The organism is Paenibacillus silvae (assembly GCF_014639235.1).
GTDB classification, from domain to species: Bacteria; Bacillota; Bacilli; order Paenibacillales; family Paenibacillaceae; genus Paenibacillus; species Paenibacillus silvae.
On sequence record NZ_BMFU01000001.1, the window covers coordinates 66,475 to 85,141 of the forward strand.

At 48.7% G+C, this 18,667-nt stretch carries 13 protein-coding genes; all 13 read right to left on the reverse strand.

Going from position 1 to position 18,667, the window contains the following annotated elements; translation table 11 throughout:
* Positions 1-65: 65 nt before the first annotated feature.
* Positions 66-1,394 (reverse strand): type I glutamate--ammonia ligase, encoded by a 1,329-nt coding sequence (gene glnA, locus IEW26_RS00355; RefSeq protein WP_111273758.1) that lies wholly within the window; start codon positions 1,392-1,394, stop codon positions 66-68.
* A 127-nt stretch (positions 1,395-1,521) separates the two neighbouring features.
* Positions 1,522-1,932, reverse strand: a complete 411-nt coding sequence (locus tag IEW26_RS00360) for a MerR family transcriptional regulator (protein WP_111273725.1) — start codon at positions 1,930-1,932, stop codon at positions 1,522-1,524.
* A gap of 82 nt (positions 1,933-2,014) precedes the next feature.
* Positions 2,015-3,268, reverse strand: coding sequence for a methionine gamma-lyase family protein (locus IEW26_RS00365; protein WP_188590939.1), 1,254 nt, complete (start codon positions 3,266-3,268; stop codon positions 2,015-2,017).
* Between the two features lie 86 nt (positions 3,269-3,354).
* Positions 3,355-4,641 (reverse strand): GTPase HflX, encoded by a 1,287-nt coding sequence (gene hflX / locus IEW26_RS00370; protein ID WP_188590940.1) that lies wholly within the window; start codon positions 4,639-4,641, stop codon positions 3,355-3,357.
* A gap of 115 nt (positions 4,642-4,756) precedes the next feature.
* Positions 4,757-5,728 (reverse strand): AAA family ATPase, encoded by a 972-nt coding sequence (locus IEW26_RS00375; protein WP_188590941.1) that lies wholly within the window; start codon positions 5,726-5,728, stop codon positions 4,757-4,759.
* Positions 5,729-5,842: 114 nt separating this feature from the next.
* A complete protein-coding gene (locus tag IEW26_RS00380; RefSeq protein WP_111273673.1) occupies positions 5,843-6,406 on the reverse strand; it encodes a ribonuclease FAU-1 family protein in 564 nt (187 codons plus the stop codon).
* Between the two features lie 299 nt (positions 6,407-6,705).
* Positions 6,706-9,369 (reverse strand): penicillin-binding protein 1A, encoded by a 2,664-nt coding sequence (locus IEW26_RS00385; RefSeq protein ID WP_188590942.1) that lies wholly within the window; start codon positions 9,367-9,369, stop codon positions 6,706-6,708.
* 166 nt (positions 9,370-9,535) lie between these two features.
* On the reverse strand, positions 9,536-9,778 hold the full coding sequence (gene hfq / locus IEW26_RS00390; protein ID WP_090916826.1) for an RNA chaperone Hfq: 243 nt from the start codon (positions 9,776-9,778) through the stop codon (positions 9,536-9,538).
* Positions 9,779-10,195: 417 nt separating this feature from the next.
* Entirely contained in the window at positions 10,196-11,152 is a 957-nt protein-coding gene (gene miaA, locus IEW26_RS00395; protein WP_188590943.1) for a tRNA (adenosine(37)-N6)-dimethylallyltransferase MiaA, read from the reverse strand.
* Complete coding sequence (locus IEW26_RS00400) at positions 11,133-11,918, reverse strand: class I SAM-dependent methyltransferase (RefSeq protein ID WP_188590944.1); 786 nt, start codon at positions 11,916-11,918, stop codon at positions 11,133-11,135. The genes miaA and IEW26_RS00400 overlap by 20 nt, the downstream gene beginning before the upstream one ends.
* Before the next feature lie 17 nt (positions 11,919-11,935).
* The gene (gene mutL / locus IEW26_RS00405; protein WP_188590945.1) at positions 11,936-14,161 is read right to left on the reverse strand and encodes a DNA mismatch repair endonuclease MutL; all 2,226 of its coding nucleotides are present in this window, start codon (positions 14,159-14,161) and stop codon (positions 11,936-11,938) included.
* 22 nt (positions 14,162-14,183) lie between these two features.
* A complete protein-coding gene (gene mutS / locus IEW26_RS00410; RefSeq protein WP_188590946.1) occupies positions 14,184-17,054 on the reverse strand; it encodes a DNA mismatch repair protein MutS in 2,871 nt (956 codons plus the stop codon).
* Between the two features lie 313 nt (positions 17,055-17,367).
* Positions 17,368-18,618: a putative amidoligase domain-containing protein gene (locus IEW26_RS00415; protein ID WP_229729593.1), complete on the reverse strand. Its 1,251-nt coding sequence runs from the start codon at positions 18,616-18,618 to the stop codon at positions 17,368-17,370.
* Positions 18,619-18,667 lie beyond the last annotated feature (49 nt).

Here is an 18,667-nt window from a genome sequence, read left to right on the forward strand (position 1 = left end):
GCAATTCCCTCAAAACGTCCCCCGGCTCATTCCTTCAAAACCCCGTAGTTACAAGGTTTTTTCGATTAATACAACGTAATATATTGATCGCGTTCCCATTGGTGGACTTGTGTGCGGTACATGTCCCACTCAATTTCTTTCAGCTCGTAGAAGTGAGCCAGGGCGTGGTCGCCGAGAGCATCACAGATGACTTCGCTGCGGATCAGTTCGTTGAGTGCTTCCTTCAGGTCAGCTGGCAAGCTTGGAATGCCTTCTTCCACGCGCTCTTCTTCTGACATGATGTAGATGTTACGGTCAATCGGAGCTGGTAAGGAAAGCTCACGTTTGATTCCGTCCAGACCTGCTTTCAATAAAACAGCCAAAGCCAGGTATGGGTTAGCAGCCGGATCCGGGTTACGAACCTCAACACGTGTGCTCAGACCACGTGAAGCTGGAATACGGATCATTGGGCTGCGGTTACTTGCAGACCATGCTACGTAACATGGTGCTTCGTAACCTGGTACTAGACGTTTGTATGAGTTCACAGTTGGGTTAGTGATTGCTGCAAATGCACGTGCATGCTTCAGAGTTCCGGCCATGAAGTGACGTGCAGTTTTGCTCAAGCCCAGCTCGTCCGACTCGTCAACAAATGCGTTCTCATTGCCACGGAACAAGGATTGGTTACAGTGCATACCGGAACCGTTCATACCAAACAATGGTTTTGGCATAAATGTAGCATGTAATCCATGTTGACGTGCAATCGTTTTAACAACAAGCTTGAACGTTTGGATCTGGTCTGCCGCTTTCAATGCATCCGCATATTTGAAGTCGATCTCGTGTTGACCTGGAGCTACTTCATGGTGAGAAGCTTCGATCTCAAAGCCCATCTCTTCAAGCGTAATTACGATGTCGCGACGACAGTTTTCGCCAAGATCTGTTGGCGCAAGGTCGAAATATCCACCTTGGTCATTCAATTCGTTCGTTGGGTTTCCTTTTTCATCCGTCTTGAACAGGAAAAATTCTGGTTCAGGACCAACGTTAAAGGATGTGAATCCCATTTCTTCCGCTTCCCTCAGGTTTCGTTTCAAGATGCCGCGGGGATCACCTGGGAATGGGTTGCCATCTGGAAGATATACGTCACAGATCAAACGAGCAACGCGATTATCGGATACCCATGGGAAAATAAGCCAAGAGTCCAGATCTGGATAGAGGTACATGTCGGATTCTTCGATACGAACATAACCTTCAATGGAAGAGCCGTCAAACATCATTTTGTTATCGAGCGCTTTCGTCAATTGGCTTACTGGAATCTCAACGTTTTTGATCGATCCAAGCAAATCGGTAAATTGCAATCGAATGAATCGTACATTTTCTTCTTGTGCAATGCGGAGAATGTCTTCTTTTGTATAACTCATGATTCCTCTCCCTTTCTTATCTGCGTATTTGGCTTGCATGTTATATTTGTACATTAGAATGTTCCACGGGTCAAGGAGTCTAACATCAGAAATTTGTAATTTACTATACCCGCCTCGTTAGGTGAATCTATTTATTAAAAAAACGAGAAAGTTCACCTTGAATGAGAGAAACTTGACCAGGTCTTTTGCCTGAAACGAGCTGCTGCTTGAGCAAACGGTGCAGCTGAGTGTCTGACAGTTCTCTGCGCTTCACTTCCGTATCCGGTGTAATCACCGTCGCTTCCTCCGATTCTTTGGAAACAGGATTCATCACCTGCTTGATGCCTGCTATGTTAACCCCTTTTTCAATCAACGCTTTGATCTCCAGCAATCTCTCCACGTCGTTAAAGGAAAACAAGCGCTGATTTCCTGATGTTCTCGCAGGAACGATCAGACTGTGCTGCTCATAATAACGAATCTGTCTCGCGGACAGATCGGTAAGCTTCATTACAATGCCTATCGGGAATAAGGCCATATTTCTGCGAATTTCGTCACCCATGTTCATCAACCTTCCAGTCGTCTATTCTTGACACTATTGTACATTTAGTTGTTACAAAGTGTCAATGACATGTTAGATAAACTCACAATAATTTACGATCTTTCATCGCCTGTAATGCCATCAAAACGCCATATTTAACATGAGAGTAAGTTAATCCCCCTTGCATATAACCGATAAAAGGCTCTCGGATCGGCGCGTCAGCAGATAACTCCAGGCTTCCTCCCTGAATAAATGTCCCGGCCGCCATAATAACAGGATGCTCATATCCTGGCATATCCCAAGGCTCTGGTACTACATGACTGTCCACGGCAGCTGCCTGCTGAATGCCTTGCACAAAAGCGATCAAATGCTCTGCAGAGCTGAATTGTACCGCCTGAATGAGATCCGTTCGCGGCTCGTCCCATGCAGGCTTGGTCACAAATCCAGTAGCAGCAAACATGGCCGCAGCGAAAATACTTCCTTTAATCGCCTGACCAACTACTGTCGGAGCCATGTAAAGTCCTTGATAGATGCCTCGCGTTGTTCCAAGCATGGCACCTACCTCACCTCCGATGCCAGGTGCAGTCAATCGATAAGCCGCCAGCTGTACATACTTCTCCTTGCCGCATATGTATCCCCCGGTTTCTGCAAGCCCGCCGCCCGGATTTTTGATCAATGAACCAGCCATCAGGTCCACCCCGACTTCTGTCGGCTCACGTTCCTCTGTGAATTCGCCATAACAATTATCCACAAACACGATCACGTCCGATTTCAACGCTTTGACACGTGTCACCATGTCTGCAATTTCAGCAACGGTGAAGGAAGAGCGCCAGTCATAGCCACGGGAACGCTGAATGCCGATGACCTTTGTTGCAGATGTAATCTGCTTCTCCACAGCCTCCCAATCCACGGAACCTGAAGATGTGAGTGCCGTTTCAGCATATCCGATGCCAAAATCACGAAGAGAACCTGTACCATCTCCGGGCTTGCCTATTACTTTATGTAACGTGTCATAAGGCTTACCTGTGATGTACAATAACTCGTATCCAGGACGCAGCACGCCGAATAATGCTGTACTAATCGTATGTGTTCCAGAGGCAAAATGAGGGCGGACCAGTGCGGCCTCTGCACCAAACACATCGGCATATACCTCATCCAGCACCTCACGCCCCCGGTCATTATACGCATAACCCGTAGAACCAGCAAAATGAAAATCACTTACTTTTCTGCGTTGAAAAGCGTCAATGACCTTCCATTGATTATGATCGACTATACGGTCAACCTGCTGGAGCTGACCTTCAATCTGACGTTCCACCTGATGCTGAAGCTCTACAATATTTGAATCAAACCTTGCCATCTTGCTTTCATTCCCCTTTTATCGCACGAAACTGACGTTACCAAACCATTCTCGTGTCAACTTATCACATTATTATGTCATGAATGTTACAGTTCAATGAAATCTTCAAGTAAATAACCGTATTTCTCATATTCACCTTTTTGCAGCTCTACCTGATAAATGACATCATTCTCATCATATTCAGTGTCAACGACATCCCCGATCTTGTATAACACAGAGGTAAGATCACCGCGCTCAGCCGGAATACGGAAGCGTTTCGTATCTCCCGTAAGCTCAGCCTGAATCAATTCACGAATTCTGATCAGGTCTGATGGATCCAGCGCACTTACTTTGATATGATTTTTATCCAGCGGCAGCATCTCAAGCTGCTCCGGCGTGCAGGCATCCTTTTTATTGTACAGGACCAGCTGAGGCTTGTCCCCGGCACCAAGCTGCTGAAGTATCGCGTTAACTGTGTTGATCTGATCCTCACGCATCTCGGATGAAGCATCTACAACATGCAGGATGAGATCCGCTTCATTTACCTCTTCCAAGGTAGCACGAAAAGCCGCAACCAGATCATGAGGCAGGTTTTGAATAAAACCAACCGTATCGGTCAGCACAATTTCCTTGCCACTTGGCAGTTCCATCGTACGTGACGTTGGATCGAGTGTAGCAAAGAGCTGATCTTGAATATATACATCTGCATCCGTTAGCTGCTTGAGCAGTGTAGATTTACCTGCATTCGTGTAACCCACCAGCGCCACTTGAATAATGCCCGTTTTTTTACGACGCTCCCGATGCAGTTTACGATGACGTGTAACCTCTTCCAAATGCCGCTTCAAGTCGTCAATGCGTCCCCGAATATGACGGCGATCGGTCTCCAGTTTGCTTTCTCCTGGCCCTCTTGTTCCGATTCCGCCGCCCAGCCGAGACAGATTTTTACCGTGCCCGGACAACCTCGGCAGCAGATAGCTGTGCTGAGCCAGCTCTACCTGAATGATACCTTCTCGCGTGCTGGCACGTTGAGCGAAAATATCCAGAATCAGCTGGGTACGGTCGATAATTTTCAAATCCAGCGTCTCTTCCAGGTTGCGAACCTGAGCTCCCGACAACTCCTGATCAAAAATAGCTGTAGTCGCACCAAGCTCATCAGCAACGAGACGAAGCTCTTCAACCTTCCCCTTACCGATAAACCACTTCGTATCGCGTGTTTCCCGGTTTTGTGTTAAAACGCTTAGCACTTCAACACCTGCCGTTTCGGCAAGCTTTACAAGCTCCTGCAGGGAGTATTCGTGATTAATACCTGAACGCTTGACCTCATCCGTAACCAGACTGACCAGGATTGCACGATCTTTTTTGGTCGTATCCGTATTATGTGTACTTGTTGTCATCTATAGCTTCACTCCTTCTGTTCCGTCTCTGATGCCACTGAATCCGAATGATCCCTTGGCAATGCTAAAGCCGAACCGGTTAGCCCGGCCGGCTCTGTTAAAAGGCTATTATCGCTTACTTTCGTTCAAACTTCAAATCCTCTGTACGAATGGTCATTAACTCCAGCTTGCCCGGACTTCCATCCGAGTATTGCTCAAGCAAACGAACAGCTTGATGTCTGATCGACCTCTCAATCGCATTCCTCACATATCTGGCGTTGCTAAACGCATGCAGCGAATCATTTTTTTCCTGAAGAAGATGCTGCTTTAACTTGAGTATGGTCTGTGGCATCAAAATATAGTCACGTTCTTTTGCCATCATTTCAGAGATTTGAATCAATTGATCAATCGTGTAGTCTGGAAATTCAACCTGAATTGGAAAACGGGAAGGCAACCCCGGATTCGTCTGCAGAAAAAAATCAATCTCCTCCGAGTACCCGGCCAGGATCAGAATAAACTGGTTTTTGTGATCCTCCATGGACTTGACCAACGTATCGATTGCTTCCTTGCCAAAATCCTTCTCCCCGCCCCGGGCAAGACTGTATGCCTCGTCGATGAATAAAATACCGCCAAGGGCCTTTTTGACCAAATCTCTGGTCTTCTGCGCCGTATGGCCAATGTACTCACCGACCAGATCGGCGCGTTCCACTTCAATCAGATGCCCTTTACTGAGCACACCCATCTTCTGAAACATTTTGGCGACAATTCTGGCAACCGTTGTTTTCCCCGTGCCGGGATTTCCTTTGAAAACCATATGATACACATGTGCACCGCTAAGCAAACCTGCCTCTGAGCGCATCTGTGCAATCTGAAGGAAAGCATAGATTTCAAACACCAGTTCCTTGATATTTTCGAGTCCAACCAGCTGCTCCAGTTCACCTTGAATCTCCTGAAAGTGAGTGTGTTTTGTTACACTCTTGGCCGCCTGTACTGAAATTGCTTCATCTTTGGCAAGAATTTGAGGCTCCTGGTTACGTAACACCACATTAATTTGTCTGGATGGTCTGCCTCCCGGTTGCCCTCCTGCAGCCATGACCCGTCCGTTCATTCGCCATCACCTCTATTTTATCGGGCTGATCTCTCCTGATTATTAATGTATTCTATCAGTTGCCCAGATATTAGAAGGATGTACAACAAAAATTGTGGTGAGAAGCATCACACCCTAGACCTGAATGTTTTTGCGAAACTCACCGTTCTCGAATAACGTCTGTCTATGCTTCAGTGATAACTGAAAGTATGGAAAAACATGCGCATCAATAGCGTGCAGCAGCTCCTTGGCCGTTTTGTTCGCGAGATCGTAATCCCCCGTTGTGATATGTTTACGAGACAAGGCATCCTCGAGTTCATCCTCATCCAGCAAAAAAATCTCTCCGTCCTTCAGCACAACAACATCCAGGTATAGATCGTCAAACCACGGAACACCCTGATCTGTGATTCCCTGGCTGCGGCAAGTATCAATATACCACTCTATAATCCGCTGCTGATCATCAAACATCGCCGTCACAACAAAATGTTCTCCCTTTGGATAATATTGCAGCCAGGAATATCCCTTATCCGCAATACAGAAGGTCGTGCCTCCATACGTCTTCCACAAGGGTTCTTTCAAATCCTGTATGGTATACAGCGTAATGTAACCTGTAAAAATTTTGGACTGAACGAACCGGCATGTAAATTGTCGGTTCGTAATCCGGCGCCAGTTTGCGCGATCCCCGAATTTCCGTTTCATACGAACCCCTCTTTGCCGACTGCAGATCCACGATCTGCTTTTAGATTGGTGAACAATGATACGTCTGCTTTGAAGTCAGGACGACCAGCCTGCTCAACACAACGTATTCGAATAGTTACAGCTTACCATATTTAACGTATACACTCAAAACGAAGTCTTCTGTACAGTTTATCATGTGGCGTGACTTTTTTGATATCGTCTATCAGCCTGTCTTTCCGGCAGTAAAAAAACTGCTTCACCGGCGAACCGGGAAGCAGTCTCATAAAAATCAGGATATTGAATTGTGAAGCAGCGGCTACTTAACCTCCTGAATCTGTTTGAGGCGTAGAAGGAGCTTCGGTCCCTCCGTTATCCCCATTGGTTCCACTATCAGGCGTGACCACTTCACCCGGGGTTGTTATGGCTCCGTCACTCGGGCCTTCACTTCCAGGGTCTGTTGTTCCCTGCCCCGGAGGTGTGCCCCCGCCCGGCTGACCGTTGCCAGAGCCGTTACCGCCATTGTTGTTTCCATTGTTTTCATTTCCGTTTCCATTATTACCATTACCGTTATTTCCGTTGTCACTACCATTGCCATTGTTGCCGTTCGGATTTCCGTTATCCGTTCCCCCGTTGTCCGGATTATCCGTTCCCGGCCCCTCTGGCTCGGTACCCGTTCCAGGTTCAGTTCCCGGATCAGGCTGCTGAGGATCAATCTCCTGAGCTTCGATCATAAGCGAAACGGTATTGGACGGACTTGTTTCCTGACCGGATGCCAGATCATAAGCCGTTACATAGTACTCATAGGTCAGACCTGGTAATGCACTCAAATCCTGCGCACTCGTTGATCCAACAGAGTCGATCAGATGGGTAAACTGAGCTTCTGACGTCTCCTTCCGGTAGATACGATACTGTGTATTCGCATCACCTGTTCCAGTCCAGTTCAACGAAACCGTCTGAGTTGAAGGATTGTACGATGCGCTCAGTCCACTTACCGATAGTTCGGGCTGTTGTGGTTCCTCTACAGGTGGTGGAGACGTTTGACCTCCCTCAGGTGTTTTGAATTCCTTCACAGGAACACCTTTCAACGCATCACCCATGACCTTGGCAAAAAATGCTGCAGACAGCTTACTGCTGTTCTTGAGCATATGCTTGGCATCAGGATTGTCATAGCCCATCCAGACAGCACCGGTCCATTCTGGCGTATAACCAACAAACCACACATCACGGTTAGAGCTGTTACCAGCGATGCCACTCTGCACCGTTCCCGTTTTACCTGCCACCGGTCGATCCAGTCGTGCTGAACGTCCCGTACCGTCATTAACTACATTTTGCAGCATCTGTGTAAGCTGGTACGCATTCTGCTCACTCATCACACGTTTGGTCTCTGATTTATCGTGTTTATACGTTGTTTTACCAGAGCTATCCTGAATTTCTTTGATGGAATACGCCTGCTGGTACTCACCCAGATTGGCAAACGCACTGTACGCCTGTGCCATCTCCAGCGTATTGGTTCCTTTGCTCAGACCCCCAAGAGCGATAGCCAGGTTTTTATCCTGATCTGTCAGTTGAATACCTACGCTTTTCGCAAAATTAACCCCCGTGTTCACCCCGATCTTATCCAGCAGCCAAACGGCCGGAATATTCTCGGACTTCGTAATGGCATCCGTCATACTAATCGTAGAGGAGTAGCCATGCAGGTTGCCCGGACAGTAGTTGCCGAAACACTGCTTCTGGTTACTAAGCTGTGAGTTCGCACTATATTGCCCTGTCTCTAATGCCGGAGCATAGGATACGATTGGTTTGAAGGCAGACCCCGGCTGTCTCCGGCTTTGCGTGACCCGGCTGTAACCTTTTGTCTGATAATCACGACCACCCAGCAATGCAACGAGACTGCCGTTTTCATGGTTCATAATAACCATCGAGCCTTGGACCTGCTGATCGTCCTTGCTTGACTCAAACAAACTGTCATCAGAGAATGCATTCTCCATTGCGGTTTGAGCCTGTGCATCCATCGTAGTATAAATTTTAAATCCGCCGATATTCAGATCATCTTCCGTCATGCCTGTAACACGTTCCGCTTCTCGCAGAACATAGTCAATGAAGGCTTGATATTTTCTGTCCTTCTCAGGCGGAGTATATTTGTAATCCACTGCTTTGGCTTTGTCCATCTCTGCCTCGGTGATATAACCTTGCTCATACATTAATTGCAGCACTACACCGCGGCGTGCTTTCGAATCATTTGGATTGCTCAGCGGGTTATATGCAGATGGCCCTTTAGGCATTGCAGCCAATGTAGCGATCTCCCACAGGTCCAAATCTTTCAAATCGCTTTTTCCAAAATAAAATTCAGATGCAGCCTTGATCCCGTAACGCTGATGGCCAAAGAAAATCCGGTTCAGGTACATTGTCAAAATCTCATCTTTGGAAAACTTACGTTCCAGCGCCATCGCAATCGATACCTCGGTTGCTTTCCGGAAGAACGTTTTATCACGCGACAGGAACATATTTTTGGCCAGCTGCTGGGTCAGCGTACTGCCGCCCTCTACCATGGAACGTGCCATGATATCTTTGACCGCTGCCCGGCCAATGGACCAGATATCTACACCTTGGTGCTCATAGAATCGTTTATCCTCTGTAGCAACAAAGGCTTCTTTGACCAATTTCGGAATATCATCAGATTCCACAGGCTCCAGTTTTTTGATGGAGAGCTCGCCCATGATATTACCGTTGCGGTCATATACTTTCGAAGTTTCATTAATTGTTGTTTTGTCCATGTTGGCTGTAAGCAGACGCTCGCCGCTGATCAAAATAAACAAATATCCGCCTAGCGCACAAAATATGGCAATGGCCATGGTGAAAAACAAAGTCCATCCAACGCGTTTACCCGTAATTTTTTTCTTTTTTGAGGTCTTAGGTTTCGCTTTTTGGTTTGACTTGTTATTGGTGTTGCGATTATTAGACCTCGATAACGGATCGTTTGGCATGTTACCTCCTGACTCCCTTTCAGTTGCATGTTTTCTATTTCTGTGACAGCACAAGCTTATATTAAACCTATTTTGCCCGGAATGAAAAGAACAACCCATATTAGGTTGCTCTGTTCACTTCCTATACATCTAGACGAAATGGTTTGATAAAAGGTTTCGAAATTTTTTAAGCTTCGCCGCCGTTGTCCTGCTGCATCAGCGATACGCTGCGTTGCGGCGTGAACGTGGAGATGGCATGCTTGTAGACCATTTGCTGGCGTCCGTCGCTGTCAATGACGATCGTAAAATTGTCAAATGCTTTGATCGTCCCGCGGATTTGGAAGCCATTGGTCAGATAGACCGTAGCCGGAATATTTTCTTTCCGCAGTTGGTTCAAGAACGTATCTTGGATGTTGATGGACTTGTTCATTAGCCGTACCCCCATTGGTTCATTTGAATTCATAGTGTAAGTAATATTCAATATCGCTGAGTAGCTTTCGTGCTATTATATCATGAACAGTTTCATATAATCCACAAAAACCCCTTGTCCCCCGTTCTACCACTCCATCCGTAGCAGTTGTAAATTAGAAGACTTATCCATTATACACCGCCTTACAGATTTGCAAAAGAGGGACAATCCCCAAATAAAAATCACTTAACATTGATTTATCGACAAATAATATCCATATTATTCATCATGTCTAGAGCAGCAATGACACTTAAACCTTATCCTCTATGATCCGGTTTGAATCACATGGATAAATTTTTTTAAATTCATAGCAAGCGAACAGCTATAAAAAAACCTCCTCCTTTTCTTGGAAAAGAACGAGGTATCTTCTAATCAAAATCAGGTGAATTGACGTGTTATCATTTCACTGACTTGTTTATAATTCCCTTCAAAATTACCAGTATCCGTCACATCTACCCACTGAATATCCTTCATATGACGGAACCATGACAGCTGACGCTTGGCAAAGCGGCGTGTATCCCGTTTCAACCACTCCACCGCAGCCTCCCAGCTCACTTCATCTTGCAAATAAGCGGCTATCTCTTTATATCCCAAGCCCTGCATCGAAATATGCCCTCTCGCTACCCCGCGCTCCAGCAGCGCCTTCACTTCATGCACAAGTCCCTGCTCAATCATCAGATCGATTCGTTCCTCAACACGGGCGTACAACTTCTGACGATCCATCGTAAGACCCACAATAAGCAGATCGTAAGGTGACTCTTTTTTCTGCACCGCAAGCTGCTCCGACCATTTTTCACCCGTCAGATGAAAGATTTCAAGTGCACGGACAATGCGCCGCTGATCATTCGGATGAAGACGTTCTGCACTCGCCGTATCAACTTCCCTCAACCGGTCATGAAGCGCCTGAGCTCCGTGTTGCTGTGCATAACTGAACTGTTCCTCCCTGAATGCCTCGTCCGAACCGCTATCCGAAAACTGAAAACCATAACATACCGATTCCACATACAATCCCGTGCCGCCAACGATAAAGGGCAACTTACCTCGTCCATGAATCTCAGGAATCAGACGTGTGCAGCTCTCCTGAAACTCCGCAACGGAATACGGATATTCCGGTTCATGAATGTCAATGAGATGATGAGGAATGCCCTTCATTTCCTCAGGTGTAATTTTTGCGGTACCAATATCCATTTCCCGATAGACTTGCATCGAATCTCCCGAGATGATCTCACAGTTAAAGGCCTGTGCCAGCTCGATGCTTAATCTCGTTTTACCTACTGCCGTTGGTCCGACCAGCACCAGCAGCTTGGGTTTTTGTTCAACTTCCGCTTTCAACATTAATCACTCCGTACAACGTTTTTGCATTGGCCCGATCCAGCACCTGGAATCCAAGTCGGTCAAACTCTGCGCTGCCGCGTTTTTCTTTCATCACTACCCGCTTGCGGGCGACTCTTTTGGCCTCCACAATACTTTCTTCTGCTAATGCATGCGCATTCGCATAGTTTCGCAAAGGTTTGATTGCACTCGAATCCATCATGGGCTCACGGAACATCGGATCAAAATAAACGGTGTCACAGCTCCGATCCGGCAAGGAACGAAGCAGTTCCAGATGATCCTGATTACGAAGCTCAATCCGTCGAAAGGCTTGATCGATATCGGGCTCGTTGCTCTCATAATGAGACATGCCATCCAGCAGCAAGGTATATAGCGCTTCAGAGCTTTCACATGCAATGACATGTCCTTGAAAACCTGTTGCCACCGCGAATACCAGGGAATCCGAACCCAGACCCGCCGTGCAATCCACAACCGTATCTCCTTCAATGACAGCACCAGCTTCCAGCATAGGGTCAGGCTCTCCTCTTAATACACGTTTGGCGCGTACAAACCCCATACTCGGGTGAAATTCAAGCTCGGATGCATCCTTACGAAACAAGCGTGCTCTCCCTTTCAGCACCACCAGAATCTCCTGAATGCCATATTGCTCAAGCAATTTGGGCAGAGAAGTCCTGCTGCGCGGGACGTAAGTGCCTCCAGTCGAAGCAGCCAGCGCACGTGCACGCTCCACCAGCGAGGCCGCCTCCTTGTCACCCGTCGTTATATACATAATATCCCCCTATAAAACTACATCACTCGTTTAAATAATTTCTCCAGATCATACGTTGAAAATGAAATCACAATCGGCCGTCCATGTGGACACGTATATGGCTGACGACATGCCCCCAGGCGTTGGAGCAACACCTCTGCCTCCTGGTCCGTCAGCTTCTGATTTGCTTTAATAGACGCTTTACAGGAGCACATAATCGAAGCTGCTTCACGCATCTTCGCCACGTCAATGCTACGCTCACTGAGAACCCATTCCGACATCTCTTCAATAATGTCCTTCTCGTCCCCCTGCGGGAACCAGTACGGATAAGAACGTACGCGGAACGTCTGCCCGCCAAAATGCTCCAGATACACTCCCGCTTGTTCAAACCAGGAAAGTCTCGCTTTCAGCTTTTCCGTCTCTGACGGCGTGAATTCAAGTGTAATCGGCAGCAGCAGCTCCTGGGAAGCTTGAGCCGGATTGCCAAACTTCTCATAATAGTATTCATAATTTACCCGCTCGTGGGCCGCATGCTGGTCGATCAAATACAGACCTTCATCGTTCTGGGCAATCAGATATGTTCCGTGGTGCTGTCCAATCAGACTTAGCTCAGGAAACGCAGGCATGGATGGGTCGGTTTGCATGGCAGCCGCCAGCTTGGCGGGATCAGGCATCGAAGTATTTTTCCAGCCCCGATCCCCTCTTTGTGCAGCACTCGAAGAATACGACATACGGCTCTCTCTTACAGGATTGCTGTAAGAAGACGCACGATAGCCCTCTGCTTGCGTTTTTTCGGCTTCTCTGCCTGCATCACTTTTTAGTTCCCCATCTGGTTGAATCAACGCCTTGCTTGAACTTCCATCAGACTGATTCGTCTTGCTGGAAGGATTCGCTTGATGCAGCTCAGCGCCATTTAGCTGGTCCATCAAGCCATATGCAGGCGTTATCTCTGGCGGCGCTTCAGGCAAAGGAGGAGATATCACGTCCGCATCGTCAGAAAACGTCTGATCCGATTTTGGTTGTGAATTCCCTTCCTGTCTCTGATCGAGTCGCTGATCAAGCACTGCTCCTGGCTCCGCAGGTGCATCCAGGTCCGAATGATCATCCTCTGCGATTTTTGTATTTGGTTCCACTCGCCCAAGGGGCCCTTCTTGACTATAACCTTCACTGGTTTCCTGCTCTTTCACCGGCCCTCTTGGAAATAGAAACTGTTCCTGAATAAACGCGCTGTCATCTCCGCGCCTGATCTGCTGCTTGCGCACCTGCGGGATGAGTACCTCCTGCCGCAAAATGCCCCGCAATGTGGTTTCCACGAATTCGTACAGCTCTGCCTCTTTACTGAAGCGAACCTCCAGCTTTGCCGGATGTACGTTCACGTCTACCAGCGAGGGATGCATCTCCAGCTGCAATACAACCAGTGGAAAACGATTGATGGGCAGCAGCGTATGATAAGCTTTCAGAATAGCCTGATTCAATCCGTAGTTGCGAATATATCGACCATTCACTATGGTAGACATCCCCGCACGGTTCGCGCGTGTCCATTCCGGCAGGCTGATCAGACCGCCGATCTTGTAATCCAGATTTTCGCCTTGAACAGGCAGCATTGCTTTCGCTGCGCTCGTTCCGTAGATCGCCGCGACAACTTGTAACAGATCCCCATTGCCCAGCGTCTGAAGCAACGTATTTTCATTGTGTCGAAGTGTAAATGAAATATGAGGATGGGACATCGCCATCCGATATAACACATCCGAGATGTGCCCCAGCTCGGTCTGGATTGTTTTCATATACTTGAGTCTTGCAGGTGTATTATAAAATAGCTCCTTCACCACAAACTCCGTGCCCTGCGGTGATGCAGCATCTTCGTGCTTGCACAGCTTGCCGCCTTCGATCACGATTCGCCGCCCTCGCCCGTCGTCTCCGCTGGCAGTCAGCACCTCCACCTTGGAGACAGCTGCAATACTTGGCAGCGCCTCTCCACGGAAGCCAAGACTGGTGATCTGAAACAGATCACGGCCATGTGTTATTTTGCTGGTCGCATGACGATAAAAGGCCGTCTCCAGATCATCCTGCTCAATGCCCGAGCCGTTATCCTTTACCCGGATGCGAAGCAGCCCGCCTTCCTCGACTGCAACCTCAATCTTTGTGGCCCCCGCATCGACTGCATTTTCGAGCAGCTCCTTCACAACCGAAGCAGGCCGCTCCACAACTTCACCTGCCGCAATCTGGTTGGCAATATGTTCATCAAGCACATGGATTTTCGCCACAGATTCTCCTCCTCCCGGTGACTCAGGATAATTGCTGTGCCTTCATTTTAAGCTCGTTTAATACCTGCATCGCCTGTAAAGGCGTCATATTCATAACATCAATGTCTTTCATATGACGGATCAGCTCACGGGCAGGTTTATCTTCCACCACCACAGCCTGTGGAGACTGCATAGCTTCCGGCTCCTCTTCATCAAAGATGGACAACTGCACGACCTGCTGTGGTCCCTGACCAAAAGGAGTTTTCATTCCCGTCTTCTCACGGTCATCATTGGCATAAGAGACTTCATGCTCCCGCGCTTTTGTCAGCTCCTGCTGTTCTGCAGGACCCGTCGATGCAAGCTCCATTTCAACACCTGAAGCCGCTCCATCTTCAATCCGTTCCCGAATCAACGTCCCCTTGCCATCAGCAGATGGAGCTGGCCCGGAGCCCGGTGTTGATGTTTGCTGTACAGTCAGCGGTTTATTTTCACTCACGAACTCACTGCCAACCGCCACTTGTGAAGCCGCTTGTTCGAAGCCATGCAGCAGTCCGTTGGCACGCTCGATGATGCTGTCAGGCAGACCTGCAAGCCGAGCACAGTAAATACCGTAGCTGCTGCTCGCCGCTCCCGCAATCAGCTTGCGCAGGAAGTTCACCTTATCTCCGCTCTCCTGTACCGCCATCGAATAGTTAGCCAGCTTGTCCAGACTTTCCTCCAGATGAGCCAGCTCATGGAAGTGTGTAGATACAAGCGCTTTACAACCGATCACATCATGCACATATTCAATTACCGACTGGGCAATCGCCATCCCCTCACTGGTCGAGGTTCCGCGGCCCAGCTCATCGATGATGATCAAGCTGCGCGGGGTTGCTTTTTCCGTCATGACCTGAATATCAGCCATCTCTACCATAAACGTACTTTGTCCGCCGATCAGATCATCCGCCGCGCCGATCCGCGTAAAGATTCGATCCATAATAGGCACTTCTGCCTGCCCCGCCGGTACAAAACATCCGATCTGTGCCAGAATCGAAATCAGCGCCACCTGTCTCATATACGTGCTTTTTCCCGCCATATTCGGTCCGGTAATCAGCAGAATACGTGCTTCTTCCTCAGTCATCGCCGTATGGTTGGCTATAAAAGCTCCATCCCGCATCACTGCCTCAACGACCGGATGACGCCCCTGCTCAACAACCAGATTATAGCCATCAGTCAGCACAGGCTTGACAAAATTACGCTCTGCACTAATCACTGCAAACGATTGATAGACGTCAATCTCGGCCACCTGCTCGGCAAGCTTCTGCAGCCTTGCAATCTCCTGATTGAGACGATCACGCAGCTCTGCAAACAGGTTGTACTCAATGTCCACCATTTTATCCTGAGCCTCAAGAATCAGGGTCTCCTTCTCTTTCAGTTCAGGTGTAATGTAACGTTCAGCGTTAGCAAGTGTTTGTTTACGTTCATATCGTCCTTCAGGCAGTGAAGCCAGATTAGACTTCGTAATTTCGATATAATATCCGAACACTTTGTTGTACCCGATCTTCAGCGAGCGAATGCCCGTCGCTTCACGTTCTCTGGCTTCGAGCTCAGCAATCCATTGTTTGCCGTTCACCGAAGCCTCCCGCAGCTCATCCAGACGAGCGTGATACCCTTCGCGAATAAGTCCGCCGTCTCTGACCGACACTGGTGGTTCATCCACAATCGCCTGTCCGATCGCATCACGCAGATCAGCACAATCGTCCATCATTTCAGCAATATACCGAAGCGTTGAAGAAGACGAGTTCGCACAGTGCTGGCGCAGACTCGGAATTTTGTCCAGCGATGATCTGAGCGCATTCAGATCACGTCCATTGGCATTGCCAAAAGCAATACGGCCCACCAGTCGTTCCAGATCATAGATATCTTTGAGCTCGGACCGTAGATCCTCACGCAAAATAAACTGGTTGTACAGCGTATCTACCGCTTCCAGCCGCTCGTTAATTTTTCCTTTCTGCAAAAGAGGTTTATCCACCCAGCGCCGCATCATGCGCGCTCCCATAGACGTCTCCGTACGGTCCAGCAGCCACAGCAGCGAGCCCTTCTTCGAACGTTCGCGTACCGTCTCCACCAGCTCCAGATTACGGCGTGTAAACGGGTCCAGTATCATATAATGGTCAGGCTCATACGTAGATATTTGTGTCAATTGCCCCAGCGAGCGCTTCTGTGTTTCACTCAGATAAGAGAACAACCGGGCAACACATGCCTGACGTTCAGGCTCCAATCTTGCCCACACGGCTTCGCCAAACTGCTGACGCACAAGGTCCTCCTTGCTTTTGGTCCAGGCGGTGTAGACTACCGGGCGCCCAATCGGAGATGACTCCGATTCCACAAGCTCCAGCAGAGCGGCATCCCCCACAAGCTCGGATGGCTCATAGATGCCAATCTCGTCCTTCAGCCATTCCTTGGAATACGGGACAGATGTGACGTAAAGCTCCCCCGTAGACAGGTCGCAAGCCGCCAGCGCAAGTGTGTTCTGATTGCCGGTCAGACATACCATATAGTTATTGGACTTGTCTCCGAGCGTTTTGCCTTCCATCACCGTACCCGGTGTAACCACACGAACGATCTCCCTGCGTACCATGCCCTTCGTTACAGTCGGGTCCTCCATCTGCTCACAGATTGCAACCTTATATCCCTTCTCGATCAGACGCTGTATGTAATTTTCAGCCGAATGATATGGTACGCCGCACATAGGAATCTTGTCATCTGTTCCACCGTTACGAGCTGTTAAGGTAATCTCCAGTTCTCGAGCCGCATTGATCGCATCATCGAAAAACATTTCATAGAAATCACCTAATCTGAAAAAAAGAAAAGCATCCTGTGCTTCGGCCTTTACCTGCAAATATTGTTGAATCATTGGCGTGTACTGAGCCATGATATTGTTCCACCATCCGTTCCTGTGATGTGAGAAAGCAAGCACCCTGGAAGCCAATAAGGCGGTCAGGCACTGGATCGCACCTCCGCCTTATGTGTAGGCTATACACTGTTTTCTTCAAGGGCTTACCTCTTACCTGATTCAAATCTTCTTAATAAGGGGTTCTGATTCAAACCTTCATGGGCGTTCTGAAATCTTCGTTAAGGGTGTTCTACTCCCCGTCTTTACAACTTCTTGCCTCTTTGCTTCCTATAGTCATATGTTGACGTTAGAAAAGTCCTATATTTCATTATAACAAAAAAAAGCTGCTTCTTCATGAGCCTGCCCGAATATTCCATAGTTGACGGATATCCCGGCTCTCATCCCAGGTCTGGCCCCGTTTACAGAGACGCATTAGCGGCGCTGCATACCGTTCGTAACGACCATATTCACTCAATTGCCTGAGTTCATCCAGCAGCGAGGGCACATAAGGCATCATGATTTCGCGCCGCCCTTCATAGAAAGCCGAATGGACCTTTGCCTCCGCCAGAGGACGCTGCTTCAACTGATCATAGCTGCAAGCAATCAGCCCTGCTATAGCAACAACTCCTTTGGCTACAACTGGAGAGACAAGAAAACTGGGAAGAGTTCGATACTCGAAGCCGCCATAGGATTTCAGGCGAAAATCACCCAATGCCCCATACCTTGGACGTCTGCCCGATCCACGCGGGTCCTGCAGCACCGCCAGCGGCAGCGCCAAATAATTATCCAGAGCACGAAGTAATCCCCCCGTCAGCTGCACGCCGCTAAAATGAATATGTCCTCCCAGCGGTAGCCCCCGCTGCGGCATGCCGCCCGCCTGCCAGACCAAGGATGAATCGCTGATGCTGCGCGAAGCAGCCGCGAAGGCACGCAGCAGATGTGTTAACAGCTCACGCGGCTCCGCACTAGGTGCTGGTCTCAGCTCTGCAACGGGATATACACGCCTGTCGCCAATCGTCACCGAATCACAGCCCGCCACACCCGTACGCTCAAGAAAACGCGAAGCAGGTACAATTTTGGATTCAGGCATCTGCACAAGTAAAAACTCGGGGTCCATGCCCATTACAGGCTTTCGGGTGGACTGATTTTCCTCGTTTAATGCCGCTTGATGCAGCTGCCAGCTATTCCTGTACATTGCACCAAGCTCCCCGTCACCTTTCCACGGATCTGGATCAACTGCAATTACAGCGCAGCCGCCACTACCCGAAGCCTCCAGGCGAACAGCCCCATGTTCCAGCCCTAGCGTATATAATGACTTGATCGCAAGGCGTTCCACCCGTTTATAAACCGATGAAGACGTTTCACGCTCCAGCTCTTGCTCCTGCTTGGCGCCCATACCACTTGTATCCTTCCGTCGAATGCGAATCGCCTCAAGACAGCTGACATGCACATCGTATCGCACACGAAGCCCGGGCTCCCGCCTTCGCTGCTCACTGGTGGACAGCACCTCGATTCCCGCCTGCTTGAGCCGTGCCATCCGTTCACCGGAGCTTAGCCGTGCGTATGCCTGGACTGCTTCTTCAGCTTGTTGCATAACGTTCATCTCGTCCCCCCTTCCTCACTTCTCCTATTAGACCTTTCTTTGCTTTCAT

What these genes read in the sequence shown, in the direction of transcription:
- IEW26_RS00400 (WP_188590944.1), bottom strand. Translation starts at nt 11,918, where the DNA reads ATGTATATAACGACGGGTGACAAGGAGGCGGCCTCGCTGGTGGAGCGT.
- hflX (WP_188590940.1), bottom strand. Translation starts at nt 4,641, where the DNA reads ATGACAACAAGTACACATAATACGGATACGACCAAAAAAGATCGTGCA.
- IEW26_RS00415 (WP_229729593.1), bottom strand. Translation starts at nt 18,618, where the DNA reads ATGAACGTTATGCAACAAGCTGAAGAAGCAGTCCAGGCATACGCACGG.
- IEW26_RS00375 (WP_188590941.1), bottom strand. Translation starts at nt 5,728, where the DNA reads ATGAACGGACGGGTCATGGCTGCAGGAGGGCAACCGGGAGGCAGACCA.
- hfq (WP_090916826.1), bottom strand. Translation starts at nt 9,778, where the DNA reads ATGAACAAGTCCATCAACATCCAAGATACGTTCTTGAACCAACTGCGG.
- IEW26_RS00365 (WP_188590939.1), bottom strand. Translation starts at nt 3,268, where the DNA reads ATGGCAAGGTTTGATTCAAATATTGTAGAGCTTCAGCATCAGGTGGAA.
- miaA (WP_188590943.1), bottom strand. Translation starts at nt 11,152, where the DNA reads ATGTTGAAAGCGGAAGTTGAACAAAAACCCAAGCTGCTGGTGCTGGTC.
- glnA (WP_111273758.1), bottom strand. Translation starts at nt 1,394, where the DNA reads ATGAGTTATACAAAAGAAGACATTCTCCGCATTGCACAAGAAGAAAAT.
- IEW26_RS00385 (WP_188590942.1), bottom strand. Translation starts at nt 9,369, where the DNA reads ATGCCAAACGATCCGTTATCGAGGTCTAATAATCGCAACACCAATAAC.
- mutS (WP_188590946.1), bottom strand. Translation starts at nt 17,054, where the DNA reads ATGGCTCAGTACACGCCAATGATTCAACAATATTTGCAGGTAAAGGCC.
- IEW26_RS00380 (WP_111273673.1), bottom strand. Translation starts at nt 6,406, where the DNA reads ATGAAACGGAAATTCGGGGATCGCGCAAACTGGCGCCGGATTACGAAC.
- IEW26_RS00360 (WP_111273725.1), bottom strand. Translation starts at nt 1,932, where the DNA reads ATGGGTGACGAAATTCGCAGAAATATGGCCTTATTCCCGATAGGCATT.